The organism is Campylobacter sp. BCW_6463, from assembly GCF_001762785.1.
Lineage (GTDB): Bacteria > Campylobacterota > Campylobacteria > Campylobacterales > Campylobacteraceae > Campylobacter_D > Campylobacter_D jejuni.
Genome location: NZ_MJXL01000021.1, coordinates 24,190 through 44,589 on the forward strand (window position 1 = coordinate 24,190; position 20,400 = coordinate 44,589).

The 20,400-nt window shown below is 29.6% G+C and carries 22 protein-coding genes; 8 read left to right on the forward strand and 14 right to left on the reverse strand.

The features are described 5' to 3' along the window. Positions 1-21: 21 nt before the first annotated feature. From AJ884_RS02280 to AJ884_RS02290, 3 genes are read left to right on the forward strand one after another with little or no spacing between them, the layout of a single operon-like run. Positions 22-1,725 (forward strand): protein-disulfide reductase DsbD family protein, encoded by a 1,704-nt coding sequence (locus tag AJ884_RS02280; RefSeq protein ID WP_070209854.1) that lies wholly within the window; start codon positions 22-24, stop codon positions 1,723-1,725. Further along, positions 1,722-2,390, forward strand: a complete 669-nt coding sequence (locus AJ884_RS02285; protein WP_070209853.1) for an MOSC domain-containing protein — start codon at positions 1,722-1,724, stop codon at positions 2,388-2,390. The genes AJ884_RS02280 and AJ884_RS02285 overlap by 4 nt, the downstream gene beginning before the upstream one ends. A gap of 50 nt (positions 2,391-2,440) precedes the next feature. Next, positions 2,441-3,784 (forward strand): sodium-dependent transporter, encoded by a 1,344-nt coding sequence (locus AJ884_RS02290; RefSeq protein ID WP_070209852.1) that lies wholly within the window; start codon positions 2,441-2,443, stop codon positions 3,782-3,784. On the opposite strand, the gene AJ884_RS02295 is transcribed toward AJ884_RS02290, so the two are convergent. The 5 genes from AJ884_RS02295 to peb4 all read right to left on the reverse strand — a co-directional run bounded on the left by AJ884_RS02295 (position 3,776) and on the right by peb4 (position 9,010). Further along, positions 3,776-4,651: a 1-aminocyclopropane-1-carboxylate deaminase/D-cysteine desulfhydrase gene (locus AJ884_RS02295; protein ID WP_053872869.1), complete on the reverse strand. Its 876-nt coding sequence runs from the start codon at positions 4,649-4,651 to the stop codon at positions 3,776-3,778. The two genes, AJ884_RS02290 and AJ884_RS02295, sit on opposite strands and share 9 nt — an antisense overlap. Further along, the gene (locus tag AJ884_RS02300; RefSeq protein ID WP_002852313.1) at positions 4,638-5,591 is read right to left on the reverse strand and encodes an OmpA family protein; all 954 of its coding nucleotides are present in this window, start codon (positions 5,589-5,591) and stop codon (positions 4,638-4,640) included. The genes AJ884_RS02295 and AJ884_RS02300 overlap by 14 nt, the downstream gene beginning before the upstream one ends. After that, positions 5,588-7,030 carry a MotA/TolQ/ExbB proton channel family protein gene (locus AJ884_RS02305; protein ID WP_070286394.1) on the reverse strand — a complete coding sequence of 481 codons (1,443 nt, stop codon included), beginning with the start codon at positions 7,028-7,030 and terminating at the stop codon, positions 5,588-5,590. The genes AJ884_RS02300 and AJ884_RS02305 overlap by 4 nt, the downstream gene beginning before the upstream one ends. Before the next feature lie 94 nt (positions 7,031-7,124). After that, positions 7,125-8,189, reverse strand: coding sequence for a class II fructose-bisphosphate aldolase (gene fbaA, locus AJ884_RS02310; RefSeq protein WP_070286395.1), 1,065 nt, complete (start codon positions 8,187-8,189; stop codon positions 7,125-7,127). Continuing rightward, on the reverse strand, positions 8,189-9,010 hold the full coding sequence (gene peb4, locus AJ884_RS02315; protein ID WP_070286396.1) for a peptidylprolyl isomerase PEB4: 822 nt from the start codon (positions 9,008-9,010) through the stop codon (positions 8,189-8,191). The genes fbaA and peb4 overlap by 1 nt, the downstream gene beginning before the upstream one ends. Before the next feature lie 80 nt (positions 9,011-9,090). On the opposite strand from peb4, the gene nth reads away from it, so the two are divergent. From nth to AJ884_RS02340, 5 genes are read left to right on the forward strand one after another with little or no spacing between them, the layout of a single operon-like run. After that, positions 9,091-9,717, forward strand: a complete 627-nt coding sequence (nth, locus tag AJ884_RS02320) for an endonuclease III (protein WP_044779333.1) — start codon at positions 9,091-9,093, stop codon at positions 9,715-9,717. Then, complete coding sequence (locus tag AJ884_RS02325) at positions 9,714-10,364, forward strand: DNA/RNA non-specific endonuclease (RefSeq protein WP_070286397.1); 651 nt, start codon at positions 9,714-9,716, stop codon at positions 10,362-10,364. The genes nth and AJ884_RS02325 overlap by 4 nt, the downstream gene beginning before the upstream one ends. Positions 10,365-10,374: 10 nt before the next feature. Further along, positions 10,375-11,007: a trimeric intracellular cation channel family protein gene (locus AJ884_RS02330; RefSeq protein ID WP_070286398.1), complete on the forward strand. Its 633-nt coding sequence runs from the start codon at positions 10,375-10,377 to the stop codon at positions 11,005-11,007. Between the two features lie 57 nt (positions 11,008-11,064). Next, complete coding sequence (locus AJ884_RS02335) at positions 11,065-11,505, forward strand: EexN family lipoprotein (RefSeq protein WP_070286399.1); 441 nt, start codon at positions 11,065-11,067, stop codon at positions 11,503-11,505. Next, positions 11,496-11,717 carry an EexN family lipoprotein gene (locus AJ884_RS02340; RefSeq protein WP_072225837.1) on the forward strand — a complete coding sequence of 74 codons (222 nt, stop codon included), beginning with the start codon at positions 11,496-11,498 and terminating at the stop codon, positions 11,715-11,717. The genes AJ884_RS02335 and AJ884_RS02340 overlap by 10 nt, the downstream gene beginning before the upstream one ends. Here the strand turns inward: AJ884_RS02340 and cmoA are convergent. Genes cmoA through AJ884_RS02385 form a run of 9 tightly spaced genes read right to left on the reverse strand, consistent with a single transcriptional unit; the run spans position 11,707 to position 20,399 of the window. Beyond that, positions 11,707-12,417, reverse strand: a complete 711-nt coding sequence (cmoA, locus tag AJ884_RS02345; RefSeq protein ID WP_072225838.1) for a carboxy-S-adenosyl-L-methionine synthase CmoA — start codon at positions 12,415-12,417, stop codon at positions 11,707-11,709. The genes AJ884_RS02340 and cmoA overlap by 11 nt on opposite strands. Next, on the reverse strand, positions 12,404-13,258 hold the full coding sequence (locus AJ884_RS02350) for a bifunctional riboflavin kinase/FAD synthetase (RefSeq protein WP_070233256.1): 855 nt from the start codon (positions 13,256-13,258) through the stop codon (positions 12,404-12,406). The genes cmoA and AJ884_RS02350 overlap by 14 nt, the downstream gene beginning before the upstream one ends. Continuing rightward, complete coding sequence (locus AJ884_RS02355; RefSeq protein WP_002880301.1) at positions 13,224-13,985, reverse strand: TlyA family RNA methyltransferase; 762 nt, start codon at positions 13,983-13,985, stop codon at positions 13,224-13,226. The genes AJ884_RS02350 and AJ884_RS02355 overlap by 35 nt, the downstream gene beginning before the upstream one ends. Beyond that, entirely contained in the window at positions 13,982-14,986 is a 1,005-nt protein-coding gene (locus AJ884_RS02360) for a hypothetical protein (protein WP_079264392.1), read from the reverse strand. Before AJ884_RS02360 ends, AJ884_RS02355 begins: the two co-directional genes overlap by 4 nt. Then, positions 14,967-16,910 (reverse strand): NAD-dependent DNA ligase LigA, encoded by a 1,944-nt coding sequence (gene ligA, locus AJ884_RS02365; protein ID WP_070233255.1) that lies wholly within the window; start codon positions 16,908-16,910, stop codon positions 14,967-14,969. Before ligA ends, AJ884_RS02360 begins: the two co-directional genes overlap by 20 nt. Further along, the gene (gene folP / locus AJ884_RS02370) at positions 16,911-18,053 is read right to left on the reverse strand and encodes a dihydropteroate synthase (protein ID WP_044779340.1); all 1,143 of its coding nucleotides are present in this window, start codon (positions 18,051-18,053) and stop codon (positions 16,911-16,913) included. It abuts the gene before it with no gap. Between the two features lies 1 nt (position 18,054). Next, on the reverse strand, positions 18,055-18,654 hold the full coding sequence (locus AJ884_RS02375; RefSeq protein ID WP_002921223.1) for a DNA polymerase III subunit delta': 600 nt from the start codon (positions 18,652-18,654) through the stop codon (positions 18,055-18,057). A gap of 5 nt (positions 18,655-18,659) precedes the next feature. Next, on the reverse strand, positions 18,660-19,196 hold the full coding sequence (locus tag AJ884_RS02380; protein WP_070233254.1) for a HobA family DNA replication regulator: 537 nt from the start codon (positions 19,194-19,196) through the stop codon (positions 18,660-18,662). Next, positions 19,197-20,399 carry an aspartate kinase gene (locus tag AJ884_RS02385; protein WP_070233253.1) on the reverse strand — a complete coding sequence of 401 codons (1,203 nt, stop codon included), beginning with the start codon at positions 20,397-20,399 and terminating at the stop codon, positions 19,197-19,199. Position 20,400 lies beyond the last annotated feature (1 nt).

A 20,400-nucleotide genomic window follows, 5' to 3' on the forward strand; every position in this document is an offset into this window, starting at 1 on the left:
AAATAAGTTTTTAGGAAATTTATGCGTATTTTTGGTATTATTTTATTAAGTTTTTGCTTATGTTTTGCTTCTATATTGTCTTTAAATGAAGCTTTTAATGTAAAATCAAACTCTTATAATAGTTCTATCTCAATTGATATTGAACTTGGAAAAGATATTTATCTTTATTCTAATAAACTTAAATTATATATAAATGAAAAAGATATAAGTTCTTTGATTAATCTACCTCAAAGCTCTACAAGAGGCAATGAAAATGTTTATTATCAAAAATTAAATTTAGCTTTGCCAAATTTACTACTAGAGCACTTTGCAAAAAATACTACAAATTTAATCAAACTCGAATTTCAAGGTTGTTCTGAACAAGGCTTGTGTTATAATCCTCAAACTTGGTACTTTGATCTCATTTCTAAAAAAGATACTTTTGAAATTTCAAAACCTTATAAAGCTCAAAAAACAGATAAAAAAACTAAAATTGAATCTGAAGAAAGCTCTATAGCAAATTTTTTAGCAACAGATAACTTTTTTTGGATTTTACTAAGTTTTTTTGGCTATGGACTTTTACTCTCCTTAACACCTTGTATTTTACCTATGATTCCGATTTTATCTTCTCTTATCATAGCAAAAAGTAATGCTAAATTTTCAAAAAAACATAGTTTTTTTCTCTCTTTTATCTATGTTTTTTTCATGTCTTTAGCCTACGCTATTGCTGGAGTTATAGCAAGTTTTCTAGGAGCAAGTATTCAAGGAATTTTACAAAAACCTATTATTTTAATTCTTTTTGCTCTAATTTTCATAGCTTTTGCTTTTGCTATGTTTGGAGCTTTTCGTTTCGAATTACCATTAAGATTTCAAACCTTTATACATAAAAAAAGCGAAAAAGGAAAGGGAGTTGTAGGTATAGCTATTATGGGATTTTTATCTGCTTTAATAGTAGGTCCTTGCGTAGCAGCCCCTTTAGCAGGTGCTTTAATTTATATAGCCAATACAGGCAATGCTTTATTAGGTGGTAGTGCGCTTTTTATCATGAGTTTTGGCATGGGTATACCTTTGCTTTTCATAGGCTTAGGATTAGGTTTTATTAAACCTAGTTTTTGGATGGAAAAAGTAAAAATTTTCTTTGCTTTTGTTATGTTGGCTATGGCTATTTGGATACTTTCTAGAATTATTGAAGAAAATTACATTTTAATTGCCTATGGAATTTTAGGTGTATTTTTTAGTGTTTTTATGGGAATTTTTGAAAAAAGTTTTACAATAATTTCTAAAATTAAAAAAAGTATTTTAATTCTTATTTTAGCTTATTCTCTAAGTATTTTCCTAGGGGGACTTTTTGGGGCTAAAAATTTCTTAAATCCTTTAAATTTCAATACTATATCTGCCTCAAAACCTGCTTTAAGCTATGATTATATCAACAATTTTGAACAATTAAAGCAAGAAATACAAACAAATACAAAGCCCATAATGCTTGATTTTACTGCATCTTGGTGTGAAAATTGCAAACTTTTAGATGAATTGACCTTTAGCGATGAAAGAATCATACAAAAAATGCAAAATTACAAACTTATCAAAGTTGATGTAAGCGAAAATAATAATGAACAAATTAAAACCATGAAAGAATTTAATGTTTTTGGCCCACCTGTTTTAATTTTCTTTGAAAATGGAAAAGAAAAATTAAAAATCACGGGTTTTATCAGTGCTGATGATTTATTAAAAAAACTAGAACCATGAAAATTCAAAGTTTGCAAATAGGGAAAATTAAAAACTATAAAAATTTCCAAAGCGCATTTATTAAAGATACTTACCTAGAAGAAACACAAATTGATTTTCTAGGTATTTTAGATGATCAAATAGCTGATAAAATTCATCATGGAGGCTACCATAAGGCTATTTTTGCCAACTCTTGTCAAAACTATCCTATATGGGAAAGATTTCTTAATAAAAAGCTAAATTTTGGCTCAATGGGTGAAAATTTGAGCATCGATGGGCTTTGTGAACAAAATGTTTGCATAGGTGATATACATCAAATTTCAAATGCAATACTGCAAGTAAGCGAACCTAGAAAACCTTGTGTAAAAATTTCTAAAATTCACAATAATCCAAATTTTACACATGAAATTTTTAAAACGGGCTTGAGTGGATGGTATTATAAAGTTTTACAAGTTGGACAAATACGAAAGCATGAAAATATTAAAATTTTAGAAAAAAATTCTACTTCACTTAGTGTATTTGAACTCAATCAACTTTTTTACTCCCCGCATCAAATTCTTAAGCAAAATCTGAATTTATTAGATAAATTAGAAAAATTAAACTCTCTCATATCTCAAAATTGGCACGAAACGATACACAAACGCTTAAAAAATACTTACGATATAAGCTATATGGATAGCTTATAAGTTTTTAAAGTTATTTTTAGGTAAAATAATTCTTTTTCGAAAGGATAATCATGCAAAGACAAACATGGAGTAGCACACTAACTTATATTCTAACAGTTGCTGGAGCAACCATAGGATTTGGAGCAACTTGGCGTTTTCCCTATCTTGTAGGAGAAAATGGTGGCGGTGCTTATGTATTAGTTTTTTGTATAGCTATGATTATCATAGGCATTCCTGTTATTTTAGTTGAAAATGTCATAGGCAGAAAAGCGATGACAAATAGCGTAGATGCTTTCAAACAAAAATGGCAAAGTATTGGATATATGGGACTTTTAGGAAGCTTTGGCATAATGGCTTACTACATGGTACTTGGAGGATGGGTTTTAGTTTATATTTGGGAATTAACCCTAGGGAATTTTAGTCTTGCCAATGTAGTAAGCAAAGAATTTACTCATCAGTTTTTTAACGACAAAATAGCCTTCAATCCTTTAGGAGTTGGTATTTTTACCACTGTTTTTGTAATTATTAATTATATTATTTTAAAAAGAGGCATTATAGATGGTATAGAAAAATCCGTCAAATTTTTAATGCCCTTATTATTTATCTGTCTTATTGTTGTTGTGGGACGCAATTTAACCCTTGATGGAGCTATAGCTGGAGTTAAATTTTATCTTGAACCTGATTTTAGTAAAATTTTATCATCAAAACTTTTAATCGATGTTTTAGGGCAAGTCTTTTTTGCTTTATCCCTAGGTTTTGGGGTGATGATAACACTTTCATCTCATCTTAATAAAAATGAAAATATGGCAAAAACCGCTATTTATACAGGGGTTTTAAATACCATTATAGCTGTTTTGGCTGGTTTTATGATTTTTCCAGCACTTTTCTCAGCAGGACTTGCTCCAGATAGCGGGCCTTCTTTGGTTTTTGAAACTTTACCTATAGCATTTTCTCATATCCATTTTGGTACCATTGTGTGTATTTTATTTTTTGTCTTACTCTTGATTGCAGCTTTAACCACAAGCTTGCCAATTTATCAAGTTATTATTAGCGTATTAGAAGAAAAATTTAAATATTCTAAAAATCTTTCTATTAACCTAACTCTAGGGTTTATCTTCATACTTGGCAATCTTCCTTGTATTCTAACTTATGGGCCTTGGCGTGATATTGTTATCATCAAAGGAAAAAACATTTTTGATAGTTTTGATTTCATTAGTGGAAATATTTTGTTTGTTTTAACTGCATTTTTTTGCTGCATTTATGTAGGTTGGATTTTAGGCAAACAAGAAAGTCTAAAAGAACTTAGCAATAACAATACACTTAAAAGTTCATGGTTTGGAATTTGGTTTTATTATGTAAAATATATAGTACCTTTGATTATTTTAATCATTTTTATCTATGGAATTTTAAACTAATTTTTTAAATTTATATCTCTCTAACATAGTGGAATTTCCTAAAATTCCACCTTGATGTATATAAAGCAATGGTTTTTTCCACTCTTGTTTTAATGCTATACTTAATCCTAAAATATCATACAACAAGTCAAATTCTATATTGCACTTTAACTTTAAATCCATGTAAAGCTCATAAAATTCTTTATACGGTCTAGCAAAGTGATATTTTTTATCACTTGTTAAAAATTCTAAATTTGAAAAATCATAGCTTGGATCTAATGTTAAAATTTGTTTTTTAAGATATTTAATATCACCTACACAAGCGCAAGTAAATACTTTAAATTTAGAATACTTTGCCAAAAAAGCTGCCGAAGTGCCTGTACCCGAAGGTAAAAAAATATCAAAATCAAGCTTTAAACTTTGACTTTGCATTTGAATTTCTTGAGCAAGCTCCATATAGCCATATTGAGCTTCTAAATTAGCCATGCCTTGTTCTATAAAAATATCATCTTTTTTACACAAAGACAAGGCAAATTGCTTTAAGGATAAAGAATGGATATTTTCTACAAAATCAACACCATTTTCTAAAGCTAAAGCATAGTTTCCACAAGGATTATTCTTAAGAAAAGTAGAAATTTTTTCACAAGCAAAAACAAGCTTATATGATCTTTGTTTAGCAAAAATACTTAATGCCGCCAAAGCATTACTTTGGCTTCCTCCATAACTTATAAAAGATTGATTTTTAGGATATCTTTGATGGATATAAAAAGCAAGTTTCCTAGCTTTATTTCCATTAATTTCTCCTAATAAATCATCTCTTTTAATATAAAATTCAAATCCGTTAAAATTGATTTTTTGTATAGGACTAATTGTTTTAATGAAATTCAAAGAATTTTTCTACATCTTTTAAAGCATTATCATTTTTAATGCTAAATTTTATCTCTATGCGACGACTCTTATCCTTATCTTCAACTCCGTTGACAAACACAGGATCTGAAAAAGAACGTCCACTTGCCATTAAAAGCTTTTGAAGCTTATCACTCTTATAAAAAGTATAGATAAAATTCATCACCTCATAAGCTCTTTTTTGCGACAAATCTAAATTATAAATATAAGATCCATCACTATCAGTATGTCCTTCAATAATGATATTTTCAATGTTAGAAAAAATTTTTGGATCTTCAAGAATAGCATCAAAATATTCGCTTAAGATTTTTCTCAAACTTGCCTTTGCTTCATTTTTTAACACATAAGAATCTTTATCAAAAAGTACTTCAGCAGGCAAAGAAATAGATCCTGTCTTTTCATCTATAGTGATATTATTATCAAGTTTGCTTTGCAATTCCTTGCTTAAATTTTCACGAATCAAACCAAGATTTTGCACCTTTTCTTTAGCTTTTTGAAAATCTTCTTGTAAATTTTTAAGCTCTTCATCTTTTTTCTCTAATTGACCTAGTAAAATCAAAATTTGCTTATCTTTATTATCTAAAGTTGAGTTCAAATCTTTACTTAACTGCTTGTAATTTGTAATATTAGCCTCTAATTCTGCTTTTTGAGAATTAGCAAGATTTAAAGCACTAGAAGCATTGTTTAAATCAGAACTTAGTTTAAACACTATAGCTTCTTTATTTCTAAGCTCTTCTTTGCTCTCCTCTAAGCGTGCCTCTTGTTTATTGAGATTGTCTTTAATTTCTTTTAAATCACTTTGAGTTAAAACATATTTTACAACAATAGCACCTATTAGCAAAATAAAAACAAACAGCAATCCTGCCATTAAATCAGCATAAGCTATCCAAAAATTGCTATCTTCTTTTGACTCATTTTTCATTTATTTTCTTTATCTTCATTTTTTAACTCATCATTGCTTTCTTGCTTAGATATTTCTGCTTGAATTTCATCTTGATTTTCTTCAGTCTTAGACTCTGAAAAATCTTCTATTTGTTTGGTTTCATTTTCTTTATTTTGATTTCCATCCCCAGAAAGCTTACTCATCATTTGACTTGTTTCTTCATCAAGTGCTTTCATTTCTTTTTTAAGCTCATCCATCATTTTGATTTTAGCATCGATACTTTTTTCTTCTTCATATACTTCCTTAAATTTATGCATACCTTCAAACAAGCTTGCTTTAAATCCCTCAAAAACCTTTTCTTGACTTTCCAACATTGCTTTTTCATAAAGTTCAAAATTTTTGCCAAAACGCTCTACTTTTTCATCGAATGCACTTAGCGTCTTATCAAGATGATGAATTTTATCACTACTGATATCGAGCAAGCGATTATATTGTTCTGACATTCTTGTATTGATTTCTTTCAAATTTTGATTGAGCAAACCTATGCCATTTAACATTTCACTATAAAGCTTTCCAAGATCGCGTTGATCTCTTTGTGCTTTACTAAGCTCACTCATGGTTTGTTTGATGTGTTCACTACTTAATCTAATAGCTTTTTCTTCTACATTTAGCATATCTTGAAAAATGCCAAATTTTCTATCAATAGCATGATCAAGCTCTGCAAAAAAATCATCATTGCTAACTTGTTTAAAAATTGCTCCAATTTTTTCAAAATGTTGCAAACTCTCAGTTAAATATCTTTGATCAAGCTCTTCTTTTGTCCAAAAAAATCCACTTGTAGCGTTTTTTTGACGATTTAGTAAACGATCTATTTTACTTTTACCATATTTTTCAAAAAACATCCACCATAATGCAAGAAAAATTCCATAAATTGAAACATAAAAAGCAGTTCCTACTCCACTTAACAAATCTGCAATTTCTTGTTCTAAAGCGGCTGTATCACTAGAACTAAAATTTGGCATTGAAAAAGCTATGCTGATAAAAGTTCCTAAAATTCCCATCATTGGAAAAATTGCCGAACCTATACTAGCAAAATTCTCATTTCTTGCACCTTTAATATATGTATAAGCAAAGTCATCAAAATTGGCATTTGATTTCGTGTCTTTCCCTATGGCAAGAAAATGCCTCATAATATGTCTTTTTAAAGCCTGTTTAAATTCATCTTTTTGTTGTTCAAAAATACTATACGCATACTCAGCACTATGTCTAGCAAAAATCAATGCTGTAAAAAAAATCACACCTGTCATAATAACCGTATGTAATTCAACCTTAAAGTCAATTACATTAAAATAACCTAATAAAATCAAAATATAAAGAAAAGCTGGAATAAAAATAATTTTAAAATAAACCAAAGAACCTCTTGCATCTTTGCCTTCAGGCAAAACAAGTTCTGAAATTTCATCTGATTTAATCTCCATGAAACCAATACCTCAATAAAAATTTTATTTTAAAGATTGCTACTTAATTTGATAAAAATTTTTAAAACAAAATAAAACTAAGCCTTTAAAATGCTTAGTTTTTGTTTATACAGTTTAAATCTTCAAAAGCGACTTCAAGACGCTTTATCATGCTTTCTTCACCACTCCTTAACCAAACACGCGGATCATAGTATTTTTTATTTGGCTTGTCATCACCTTCTGGATTTCCAATTTGTCCTTGCAAATAAGCCCTATTTTTAAGTTCATATTCACGTACCCCATCCCAAAAAGCCCACTGGGTATCTGTGTCAATATTCATCTTAATTACGCCATAACTTACTGCATTTTTAATATCTTTTAGCTCGCTACCGCTACCACCATGAAATACAAAATTTATAGGCTTATCATTTTTTAAAGCAAATTTATCTTTGACAAATTTTTGCGAATTTTTTAAAATTTCAGGTTGTAAGCTAACATTTCCTGGTTTGTAAACTCCATGTACATTTCCAAAGCTTGCTGCAATTGAAAATTTATCACTAATTTTTCCAAGTCTTTCATATGCAAGTGCTACATCTTCTGGTTGGGTATAAAGCTTAGAATTATCAATACCTGTATTATCCACTCCATCTTCTTCGCCACCTGTACAACCTAGTTCTATTTCAAGCGCGACACCTAAAGCATCAAGTTTTTGAAGATAAACTTCACATGTGTTAAGATTTTCTTCTAAACTTTCTTCGCTAAGATCAAGCATATGAGAACTAAATAAAGTTTGTCCATGGGTTTTTTTATATTGTGCATTTGCCTCAATAAGCCCATCAATCCAAGGTAAAAGTTTTCTTGCGGCATGATCAGTGTGTAAAATCACAGGCACACCATAAGCTTTAGCAAGTAAATGTACATGTTTAGCCCCACTAATTGCACCTAAAACTTCTCCATTAGGACAATTTTTCCCTGCATAAAATTTTGCCCCACCATTTGAAAACTGGATAATAACTGGAGAGTTAACTTTTTTTGCAGCTTCTAAAACTGCATTAATAGAATCAGTTCCTACAACATTAACAGCAGGAATAGCAAAACCCTCTGCTTTAGCATAGTCATAAACTTTATTAAGCTCATCTCCGCTAATCACTCCTGCTTTTACAATGTCTAAAACACCCATTATTTATATTCCACTTTAGCACTATTTAAAAGATCTTGGCCTTTTTGATTGATAACTTTTTTAAATTCTTCAAATTTAAGTCCGTTTTCAATACCTTGTTTCACTTCATCAAATTTGATTTGACCTTTAGCCTGCGAATTTTCTTTTAAGATTACATGATAGCCAAAATTCGTTTTTATCGGAGTTGTAGTAATAGTACCATTTTTAAGTGCGAAAGCAGCATCTGTAAAAGGCTTTACCATAGTTGATTGATCAAACCAACCAAGCTCACCACCTTGGTTTTTTGAACCTGGATCAATTGATTTCTCTTTAGCAAGCTCACTAAATTTAGCATCTAGCTCTTTACCTTTTAAACCTTTAAGTTCGTTAATAATATCCTTAGCTTCTTTTTCTGTCGCTACTAAGATATGTTTTGCTTGCACTCTTGCAGGTTTTACATATTTGTCTTTATTTTGTTCATAAAAAGCTTTAACTTTAGCCGCATCAATTTTAATTGTATTTAAAATTTTCTCTTGATAAACATTAACAAGTATTGCATCTTTTGCACGATCAAGTTCTTTTGTGTATAAAGGATCTTTTTCTAAATTTTGTTTTTTAGCATCTTGTAAAATTAAGTCTTGCATAATATACTGCTGAATAAGAGCTTTTTTTTGATTATCTGGCAAAGTTTTAAAATCCTGTCCTCTAAGCATAGGGGCAAAAAATTCACTTACTTCTGTATCACTAATGCTCTTGCCATTAACAGTGGCTACTGTAGCTGCATTTACATTTAAAGCTACACCTGCAATCAAAGCTGCTGCAACTAAAGAAATTTTTTTCATTGGGTTTCCTTTTTAATAAAATGTATATAAAATCGATTATATCTAAACTTGGTTTAAAGCTAATTAACTAAAATTAAAAAATGAAAAGAAATTTAGAAATCAAAGAGCTTTTTTTAAAACATTTTGAGAAACCTGTAACAGAACTTAAATTTTCAAATTTATACGAACTATTAGTCTGTGTGATGCTTTCAGCCCAATGCACTGATAAAAGAGTTAATCTCATCACTCCTGATCTTTTTAAAGCTTATCCTGATATCAAATCTCTTGCAAATGCAAATTTATCAAGCCTTAAAACCTACATACAAACTTGTTCATTTTTTAATAATAAAGCACAAAATCTTATAAAAATGGCAAAATCAGTTTGTGAAAATTTTGACGGAGAAATTCCCCTTGAAGAAGAGAAATTAAAATCCTTAGCAGGCGTGGGACAAAAAACCGCCCATGTGGTTTTAATAGAATGGTGTGGAGCAAATTTCATGGCTGTAGATACTCATGTTTTTAGAGTTTCTCACCGCTTAGGACTTAGCAAAGCAAAAACTCCAGAAGCTACAGAAGAAGATTTAACACGCATATTTAAAGATAATCTTAACTATCTTCATCAAGCCATGGTTCTTTTTGGACGCTACACTTGTAAAGCTAAAAAACCTTTATGTAAAGAATGTTTTTTAAATCATCTTTGCAAAAGTAAAGATAAGGAACTTAAATGAAAATTTTCATCTTTTTACTCGCTATATTTCTTAATATTTTCGCCTTAGAATCTTACAAGCCTAGTGCTGTTTTTTCTTCTTATTTTAACAACATAAACTGCTCGCAAATCTTAGATAAGTTTTTTTATCTAAATTGCTATGATTATAAACTCAAAGGTACAAAAGCCATTGCTTATAAAGCAGAAGCTTCAAATTTAAAAAATAAACAAATTAAAAAACGCCCTCGCTTTGAAGATGATACAAATATTCCTAAAAAATACCGCACTACTTGGAGTGATTATAAAAACAGCGGCTACACGCGAGGACACACTGCACCCAATGCTTCTTTTAGCTTTAGTAAAGCTGCTCAAAATTCAGTATTTTTAATGAGTAATATTACCCCACAAAATGCGCAAATAAATAATAAAATTTGGAATGAAATCGAACAAAGAGAAAGAAATTTGGCTTTAAAATTTCAAAGTATTGAAGTTTTAAATTTAGTACTTTACGATAAAGAACCACAATACATTAAAAACCGTATTGCTATACCAAGTTTTTATGTAAAAATTATTAAAACTCCGAAATTTAAAGAATGCTATCAAGTACCAAACCACGAAGTAAATGATGAAAATATTAAACAGTATCAAATAAATTGTGATAAATTTTAAGGTATAAATTATGGAGATAAATGCTCTTACAATAACCACTCTTTATATCATAGGTATTTCCGCAGAAGGAATGACAGGGGCTTTAGCTGCAGGACGCCATAAAATGGATCTTTTTGGAGTTATTTTTATTGCTCTCGTAACAGCAATTGGAGGCGGAAGCATACGAGATGTGCTTTTAGGACATTATCCTTTAACTTGGGTTAAACATCCTGAATATATTATTTTAATCTGTTTTTGCGCCCTTATAGCCACAAAAATTCCACGTGTAGTAACCAAGCTTGAAACTTTATTTCTAACTCTTGATGCTATAGGACTTGTTGTTTTTAGCATACTTGGAGCTCAAATAGCCATAGATCAAAATCATGGGTTTATCATAGCCGTTGCTGCTGCTGTAATTACGGGTGTTTTTGGTGGAATTTTAAGAGATATTTTATGTATGAGAATCCCTTTGGTATTTCAAAAAGAAATTTATGCAGGAATCGCCATAATTGCAGGAACAATCTATTACTCTCTAATAATTTGGCTTGAGCTTAATGCTCTAGTTTGCACACTTTTAACTCTTTTTATAGGAGTTATTGCAAGACTTTTAGCTATCAAATATCAATGGTCTTTACCTATTTTTTCTTACAATGAAGAAAAATAATTTATCGTTGCTTTATGCAAGTTTGCTAAGATATTAGAAATTTTAGGAGATTGATAAATGCAAAGACTAAGTATTTTACTTACAATTTTAATAATTATTAATATAACAGCTTGCGATAGCAAAACAGAAAATTACTACAAAAATCATCCTAGCGAAGCAAAAGAAAAAGCAAAAGAATGCAAAGAAAGCGGAACTCTTAGCGAAGATTGTATTAATGCATTAAAAGTTGGTATTAAGCCAACAAATGAAGAGAGTAAATACAGTCCAAACACACCAAAAAAATCTGATAATCAGATATCAGAAGCTTTAAAGCAAAATGATTTAAAAAAAGAAAAAATCACAAAAGATATTAACCAAAGTTCAGAAAATAATGAAAGTATTATAATGCCGCCCATAGCAGAAACACCTTCTGAAATTTATCCTTCCAAAACAACAGAAAACAATCAAAGTTCTATCTTTAGTGATGATATTAATATAACACAGGAAAAATTACCATGAAAATAACTCTTTTTTTAAGCCTTATTGGTATATTTTTTGCAGCATGCGAACAAACCAAAAGTGTAGAATATTATCAAAATCACCCTGAAGAAGCAAAAAAAAGAAGTTTAGAATGCAGGCACAAAGCTATCATCAGTCAAGATTGTGTTAATGCGTATAAGGTAGGTTTTCCAAAAGATGAATGGGAAAATGAAAATATCTCTAATCCTTAAAAGCTATAAAAGTTTCAAAATTTGCCCATTTAAAAATACTTTCTATTTTCTTAAAACCTGCCTTTTCTAGCATGTTTAAATTTTCTTTTTGACTATAAGGAATTAAAACATTTTCTAAGGCTTCTCTTTTAGCTGCAATTTCAAATTTAGAATAGCCTTGTTTTTCTTTGTAGTCTGCATAAAGTTCTATGATATTTTTAGACAAAAAAGCATCTTCATAAAGGATTTTTTCACTCATAATCAAAATGCCTTTAGGATTTAAATTTTTATAAATTTTATCAAGCAATTCCTGTCTTTTAGGAGGACGAATAAACTGCATGGTATAATTTGCCACAAAAACATCGCAAGTAAAAAAATCAAATTCGCATAAATTAGCTTCAAAAAAACTTATATCAAGTCCATAAGCTTTAGTTTTTGACTTTGCAACTTCAAGCATAGAAGCAGAATTATCCACGCCAAAAAGTTTAAAATCCTTTCTTAGATTTGCCAACAAAATCAAAAAATTAGCACTTGAACAGCCCAAATCACAAATACTTGCATTTGCAAGTAAAATTTTAGCCAATAAATTAGCACAAAGTTCTAAATTTTCCCTATAAAATGGTACAGAACGATTAATCATATCATCAAAAACACTAGCCACGCTTTTATCAAATTCAAATTGTTTTTTAGGGCTTTGTTTAAAAAGTTCATCTTTCATCATTTTTCCTTAATAATTCTCTAGCTTGTTCTATGTCTTTGGCAATTTGATTTTTAAGTTTTTTTAGATCTTGAAATTTCTGATTCTCTCTTAGAAAAGATATAAACTCAAGTTCGAAAAACTCCCCTTGTGTGAAATTTTCACCCAATTCCTCTAAAATATGACTTTCTATGGCAAAATTTTCATCGCTTGATCTTACACCTAAAAAACTCACACTTTTATAAATATTTTTTTGGCTTTTTAACAAAGTAGCATAAACACCATTTTGAGGCAAAAAATAGCCTTTACAATCTAAATTTATAGTCGCAAAAAGTTCTTTAGAGCCCAAACCTTGTCCTTTAATCAACTTTCCTTTAATACTATAATCTCTTCCTAAAAATTCTTTTGCTTTTTGTAAATTTGCTTTTGATAAAAAATCCTTAATTAAACTTGCATGAACACCTACTCCGCCTATACTAAATTCATCAACTATTATAGTTTTTATCCCACTTAAAGACTCAATATCTTTAGCACTATAAGCCCTATTTTTCCCGAAAGAAAAATCATATCCCACTACTATAAATTTCAAATTGATAAATTCTTTTTTCAAAAAGCTTAAAAAATCTTTACCATCTAAAGATTTTATACTTTCAAAATCCACTTCTATAACTTTTTTTCCTGAAATTTCTTCTTTTTGACGATTTGAACAAAGAAATTGACCCTTAAATTTATTAATAACCAACAAAGCCCCATTCTCATCTAAACATTTTACAAGTTTTAGATGCCCTAAATGTATACCATCAAAACAACCTATAGCTAAAGAAGTAATATTAATTTTTGATATAGTAGTAAAAATATTCAACATTACCTTCCTTTCCTTTAATGCTTGATTTTTGCGTATTTTTTAAAAGCCAACCTAACTTAGCACATGCTTTTTCAAAATCCATTCTTGCCTTTAAGATTGCCTTGTCATCTTTTAAAACACCTTTTTTATCTCTTTTGATATTTTTTCCCACTTCAAACTGAGGTTTAAAAAGTAAAATAATTTCCTTTAAAGCTAAATTATCGATATAATAAAGTAAATTAATAAGAGAAATAAAACTCACATCACAAGTAACAAGTTCAAATTTTTCTTCACTTTTAAAGGCTCTAAGATCTGTATTTTCATGCAAGATAATTATTTCATTTGCTCTTAAACTTGGATGGAGTTGATTACTACCCACATCAAGAGTAGTGATTTTTAAAGCCTGATTTTCAAGTAAAATTTGCACAAAACCGCCCGTGCTAGATCCTATATCAAGACAATTTTTATGTTTTATTTCAATATCATTTTCTTCTAAAAAATTTTTTAATTTCAAAGCTGCTCTTGAAACATAAATTTCACTTAAAAGATCCAATTTTAACTCATTGGCTAAAAGTATATCTTCAAGATTTAAATCTTGCGTTTTTTTTAAATTTTCTAAAAAATTTTTCACATCAAAAGAAGCTTTAAAACTTTTACCATTAAGTAAAATCTCTTCATTTTCTATAAGCTCTAAAGCTTTATTTCTACTGATATTTAAACGCTTTGAAACAAAAAAATCAAATCTCATTTTAAACTCTCATTTATTCTTTTTTCCAAGTCTTCTTTTTCTTTAGAAAACCACCAAATTCCTATTTCAAAAGCATTTTTTTTAAAAATTTCTCTAAGATCTTTAAGATCTTTTTCAAAAAGATCTTTTTCTTTTTGAATTAAACTTAAGTTATTATCTTTTAAAAAATTAAAATTATTCATCCATAAAAGTATTTGTTCTTGTTCAGATTTTAAGGCATTATTTCTTTGCTCTTTTAAAAAATAACTTCCTAAAACCATGATAAAACATAAAAATAAAACAATTATTTTTATGTTTATTTTCAAAACAAAATTAAAAACAAAAGCCAAAAGAGAGCAAAACATAAAAAAATTAAAAAAATCAAAAATAAAATTTAAAGCTCTAAAGCTCAAATATCCAAAATGAGAAAAAATAAAAAGTTTTAAATTTGAAACAAAATACAAAAATTCAGATAAAAAATCAAAATAAACAAAAGAAGCACTCTTATAAGCAATGATTTTCCTAGAAAAAAGTTCTAAATTTAAAAGCTCATTGTAAGTAAAAAAAAGCCCATAAAATGCATAAAATAAAGCGGTAAAAAAACTAGCGATAACAACTATTCTAAAATCATTATAAGCATTATTTACAAATTGCAAATGCAATTCTTTTTTTAAAAATATCATCAATAAAGGCAAAATTATAAATATAAAAACTAAATCAATTTTTTCAAGATTTAAAAAATTTAAAAATAAAGAAACAAGTCCAAAAATCGCCAAGAAAAAACTAAAAATATAAAGATAAAAATCCCCCATACTAATACGATAAAACAAACTTCCCTTAATCAAAGTAGCTTCTTTTATAATATTTTTTCTAAGCTTTAAAAATAAAAAGAATTCCCAAAAAAGTGTTAAGAAAATAGGAATTAAAAAAAACAGAGAAAAAGCACTCCTTTGCCAAGTTAGCAAAAATCCAAAAAGGCTTAAAAGTGTTAAAATATAAGAACTATTCTTTAACAAGTTCATTAAAAGCACTTTCATCTATACATTTTACTTCAAGCTCTTTAGCCTTACTCAGCTTAGAACCTGCCTCTTCTCCAAAAAGCACATAGTCAGTCTTTTTAGAAACCGAACCACTTACCTTACCTCCAAGCTTTTCTATTAAAGCCTTAAACTCATCTCTTGGTCGTGAAAGAGTTCCTGTAATCACAAAAGTTTTACCAAAAATCACACCATCGCTTTTGATTTCAAGTTTTTCTATTTTCAAATTTAAAAGCCTGTAAAACTCATCAATTCTTGTATGATTAACACGCGTAAATTCGCAAAGACTTAAAGCCATTTGCTCCCCAAAACCTTCTAAATTGGCATAAGCTTCAAAGCTTTGCTTGTGCCACTCTTTACCAAAACTTAAGCTTAATTTTTTAGCCGCAACCTCGCCAATATGATCTATCCCTAAAGCTGTGATAAAACGAAAAAGCTCACATTCTCTTGCTTGTTCTATAGCATTTAAAAGATTGTTGATTTTCTTTTCTTTAAAGCCTTCCAAACCTTCAAAATCACTAAATTTTAAATGAAAAATACTCTCAAGTGTAGTGATTTTTTTGTGTTTATATAAAAGTTCTACTATATTTTCTCCAAGTCCGTCGATATTAAGACATTTTTTAGAAACAAAATGAATGATAGAATTTACAAGTCTATCTTCACAGTCTATATTTTGACATTTTATTAAAGTTCCTTCATCTAAAAGCTCACTTTGGCAAGTAGGACAAAGTTTAGGGCGTAAAATTTCCATCTCTAAACCTTCTCTACGCTCTTTAAAAACCTTAGTAATTTTAGGGATAACATCGCCACTTCTTATCACGCTTACAAAATCATTGATTTTAACATCAAGTCTTGCAATCTCATCAAAATTATGAAGGGTGGCTGATTTTACTACAACCCCATCTAAATTTACAGGCTCTAAAACCGCCACAGGAGTGATCACCCCACTTCTTCCTACTTGTAAATTTACCCCTATTAAACGCGTGGTTTTTTCAAGTGCAGGAAATTTAAAAGCTGCCATAAATTTTGGAAATTTTACCGTATAGCCTAATTCTTCACAAAGCGCAAGATCATCAACTCTTACCACCATTCCATCCATCATCATAGACTTTTTTTCTCTTAAAGCTAAAAGCTCATCATAAGCTTTTAAAACCTCATCTAAATTAGCGCAAAGTCTTACAAAATCATCCTTTAAAAAACCAAGCTCTCTGATAAATTGCATCACCTCGCTGTGTTTAGTAAAATTTAAGGTATTTTCCCCTACTCCCCAAGGATAAAATTTCAAATTTCTTTCTTTAGTGATGCTTGTATCAAGCTGCCTTAAACTCCCGCTTGCAGCATTGCGTGGATTAGCAAATAAACTTTGATTTAAAAGAGCTCTTTTTTCGTTGATTTTCTCAAAATCATCTTTTAAAATCACCACTTCTCCACGAATTTCTATCCTTTCTTTATAGGCTATATTTTTAGGTATATTTTCTATCTCAAAAACATTAAGTGTTATATCCTCGCCCACTTCGCCATCACCTCTAGTGGCACCGCTTACTAATTTACCATTTTCATAAAGTAAATTTAAACTCGCTCCGTCAAATTTAGGCTCTATAAAAAAGTTTTTTTCACATTTTGTGCGTTTTGCCCAAGCCCTAAGCTCACTCTCATCAAACACATCTTCCATCGACCACATACGCTTTAAATGAGCTATTTTTTTAAACTCGCTTTGTATAGTAGGAGCTATTTTTTGCGTTGGAGAGTCTTTTGAAATTTCATCTTTATTTTGTTCTTCAAAAACTCTTAATTCTCTGATTAAAGCATCGTATTCTTCATCGCTAGCCAAGGGTTCATCTTTTTCATAATATGCCCTCATCCACAAATTTGCTAAAGCAACTTTTTCTAAATACTCTTCTTTTTTCATCTAAACTCCTATATTGTCCATTGCCTGTGCTAAAGCAAAAAGTTGTTTGTGCTCGTATAAATCATGCACTCTTATAATACTAGCACCATTTTCAAAAGCCTTTAAATGCAAATACAAAGTTCCTGCTAAACGATCTTTAATCTCGCTTTGAAAATACGCATTAATCACACTTTTGCGACTCGCACCTATAAGTAAAGGTTTATTAAATTGCAAAAAATGTTCTAAGTGTTTGATTAAAATCATATTATGCTCCGCACTCTTTCCAAAACCAATACCTACATCTAAAATACTTTCTTTTACTCCAAAACTTTCTAAAAGTTCAAGTTTTTCTTTAAAAAACAAAGTCATCTCATCGAGTAAATCTTCATAAAAAGGATTATCTTGCATGTTATTTGGATTGTTTTGCATGTGCATTAAGCAATATTTTGCCTCATATTTACTTGCAAGTTTAGCCAGATTAAGATTTCTTAAACTTGTAATATCATTTATAAGTTTAAAACCCTTATTTAAAGCATATTCTAGACAATATTCATCAAAACTATCTAAACTAAAAATCGCTTTTTCATGATAATTTTTCTCATAAATTAAGTCAAGTACTTTTTTTAGTCTTTTAAATTCCTCTTCCTTGCCACAATACTCACTCCCAGGTCTTGAACTAACCGCACCTATATCGATATACTCAGGCCTTAAAGCAAGAAAGTCATTAAGCCTTTTTTCAAAGTCTTCTTCACTCACACGACTTTTTGCATTAAAACTGTCTTCATTAACATTAATCACTGCCATAAGCTCAGCTTTTTTTGTTTTTAAAAAATCTTTTTGCAAAAAAAGAGCCAAATTTTTAAGTCCAAAATCTTGAAGTTTTTCTTTAGCAATAAGTTTTTGAATTTGCTCTTTACTTGCCATTAAAAGCGCATTTGAATGAGTGATTTTTGCAGTAATTACTTCTTTATGAGTAATAAGTTCAGCTCCTACTCTTAAAGCATCTTGTTTTAAAATATTTGCCGCAGGAGTAGAAATATCTTTGATAAAAATAAAATGAATTTTTGTTTTTTCACTCATAATCTTTTGTCCCATTTTATGAGGATTTATAAAAGAGCAAAGTAAATTAAAATCGGTATTTGGATTGATTTTAAAAAATTTCATTTTATTTCTTTGTATAGTAATTTAATAAAAGAGTAGCCAAAAGTACCCCGCTTTTAGAATTTAATTTTGCAAGCTCATAACTTTCATAAAAAAACTCTAATTCTTCAGCGTTAAAATCTTTATATTTCACACATTCTTTAGCAAGCAATGCGATTTGATCCATAAGTTCATTTTTATCCAAATTTTCATTTTTTTGCAAAAAATCAAAAAGCATTCTTAAATCCATTCTTTTAAGATCTAAATCAAGTTTTTTAACTTCCTTTTCAACTTTTCTTTTTTCACAAATAAGACGTGATTTTATAGTAGGTAAAAGTAAATTTTTAGAAGGTACCACAATAAGAAATTTAATATTTTTTGGAGGTTCTTCAAGAAGTTTAAGTAAAAAATTTTGTGCTTCTATCCTATAAGAATCCGCCATTAAAACAATAATTTTTTCTTCGGTTTCTGCGATATAGCTTTCTTTTTCAACTGCTCTTGCATCATCAAGTAAAAATTCATTTTGTGGCATAAAAAATCTTAATTTTTTAATACCAAAATTATTAATCATTTCTTCTTTAATACCTAAAAAATCTTCACTGATAATAATCTTACTAATAAACAAAATATTTATCCTAATTGCACCTTGGAAAATAATATTGCATCCAAACTTACATCAAAAAGTTGATATAAACTAATAAGCTTGATATCCAAGTCTTTATCTTTAGAATTTAAATAAAAACTATCTTGTAACTGCTCATCAAAAAGCCACAATAAACTATCATCTCTTGATTTAGCGATTAAAGATTTATTATCAGAAGCACTTCCTACATAAAAATACACATAACCATTAGGAAAAGAAATGTCAAGCAAGTCATTAAGTAAAGCTATATCTTCTGAACTTTGTACTTTCTTCTTGCATAAAGAATTTAACGACACAAAAGGAAGCATAGGACGAGCGGCTTTTGAATTTATATTTTTTAAAAAATACTCTTCATACCAAGATCTTTGTTCATCACACATTAAGACAAAAGTGCGTCCTTCTAAAAGATATTTAAGTCTTGCAGCCATCAAAGGAGCCCATTCTAAACGACGCGACTCCAACCATGCCATAAAAGCTCCGCCATTGCGGATATTTTCAAGAGTAAAACTTAAAAAATCACTCATTTATTTATCAAGTCCATAGCACTCATGTAGTGCTCTAACTGCAAGTTCTCCGTATTTTTCATGAACTATCATCGAAATTTTAATTTCGCTAGTAGAAATCATACCGATATTAATCCCCTCATCAGCTAAAGCTTTAAAAGCTTTACTTGCCACTCCTGAATGTGATTTCATACCTACACCCACTATGGAAACTTTTACCACAGCGCTATCGCTTTCTATGGTTGTTTTTGGACTTAAAATTTTTTGCATAGCATTTTTGACTAATTCAAGTTCATTTTGAGGAACTGTAAAACCTAAATTTGTAGCACCATCAACTCCAACATTTTGTATAATCATATCTACATTAATATTTTCATTTGCTAAAACAGAAAAAATTTCAGCTGCGATTCCAGGTTTATCTTCTACATTTCTTAAAGTCACTCTTGCTTGATTTTTATCTAAAGCAATACCACTTACTAAAGCTTGTTCCATTCCATCTTCCTTTGTTATCATTGTTCCTTCGTTATTGTTAAAACTACTTCTGGTTACTAAGTTAACATTTAATTTTTTTGCAAGCTCTACAGAACGATTTTGCAAAACTTTTGCACCCAAACTTGCAAGTTCAAGCATTTCTTCATAAGAAATTTTATCCAATTTCTTTGCCTTTGGTTCAATTCTTGGATCTGTTGTATAGACCCCATCAACATCGGTATAAATTTCACACAAATCCGCATTTAAGGCACCTGCTACTGCCACAGCACTTAAATCGCTTCCGCCACGCCCTAAAGTAGTTACATTACCTTCCTCATCTACACCTTGAAAACCCGCTATAACGACTATTTTACCATTTTGAAGTTCTGATTTTATCGCTTTTGTATCAATATGATGAATTCTTGCCTTTGTAAAAACACTATCTGTAATAATTCCTGCTTTTCTCCCAGAAAATGATATAGCAGAATAACCCTTTTCATTTAAAGCAATAGAAACTAAAGCGCTTGTTACACGCTCTCCGCTACTTAAAAGCATATCCATATCTTTACCATTAGGAGTTTTACTAAAATATTCAGCTTGCTCGATAAGAGTATTTGTCACCCCACTCATTGCAGATACTACAACAACAAGTTGATTACCCTGTTGCGCACTCTGAATAACCCTATTGGCTACTGCTTCGATACGCTCAAGTGTTCCAACGCTTGTTCCACCATATTTTTGAACTATAAGCATT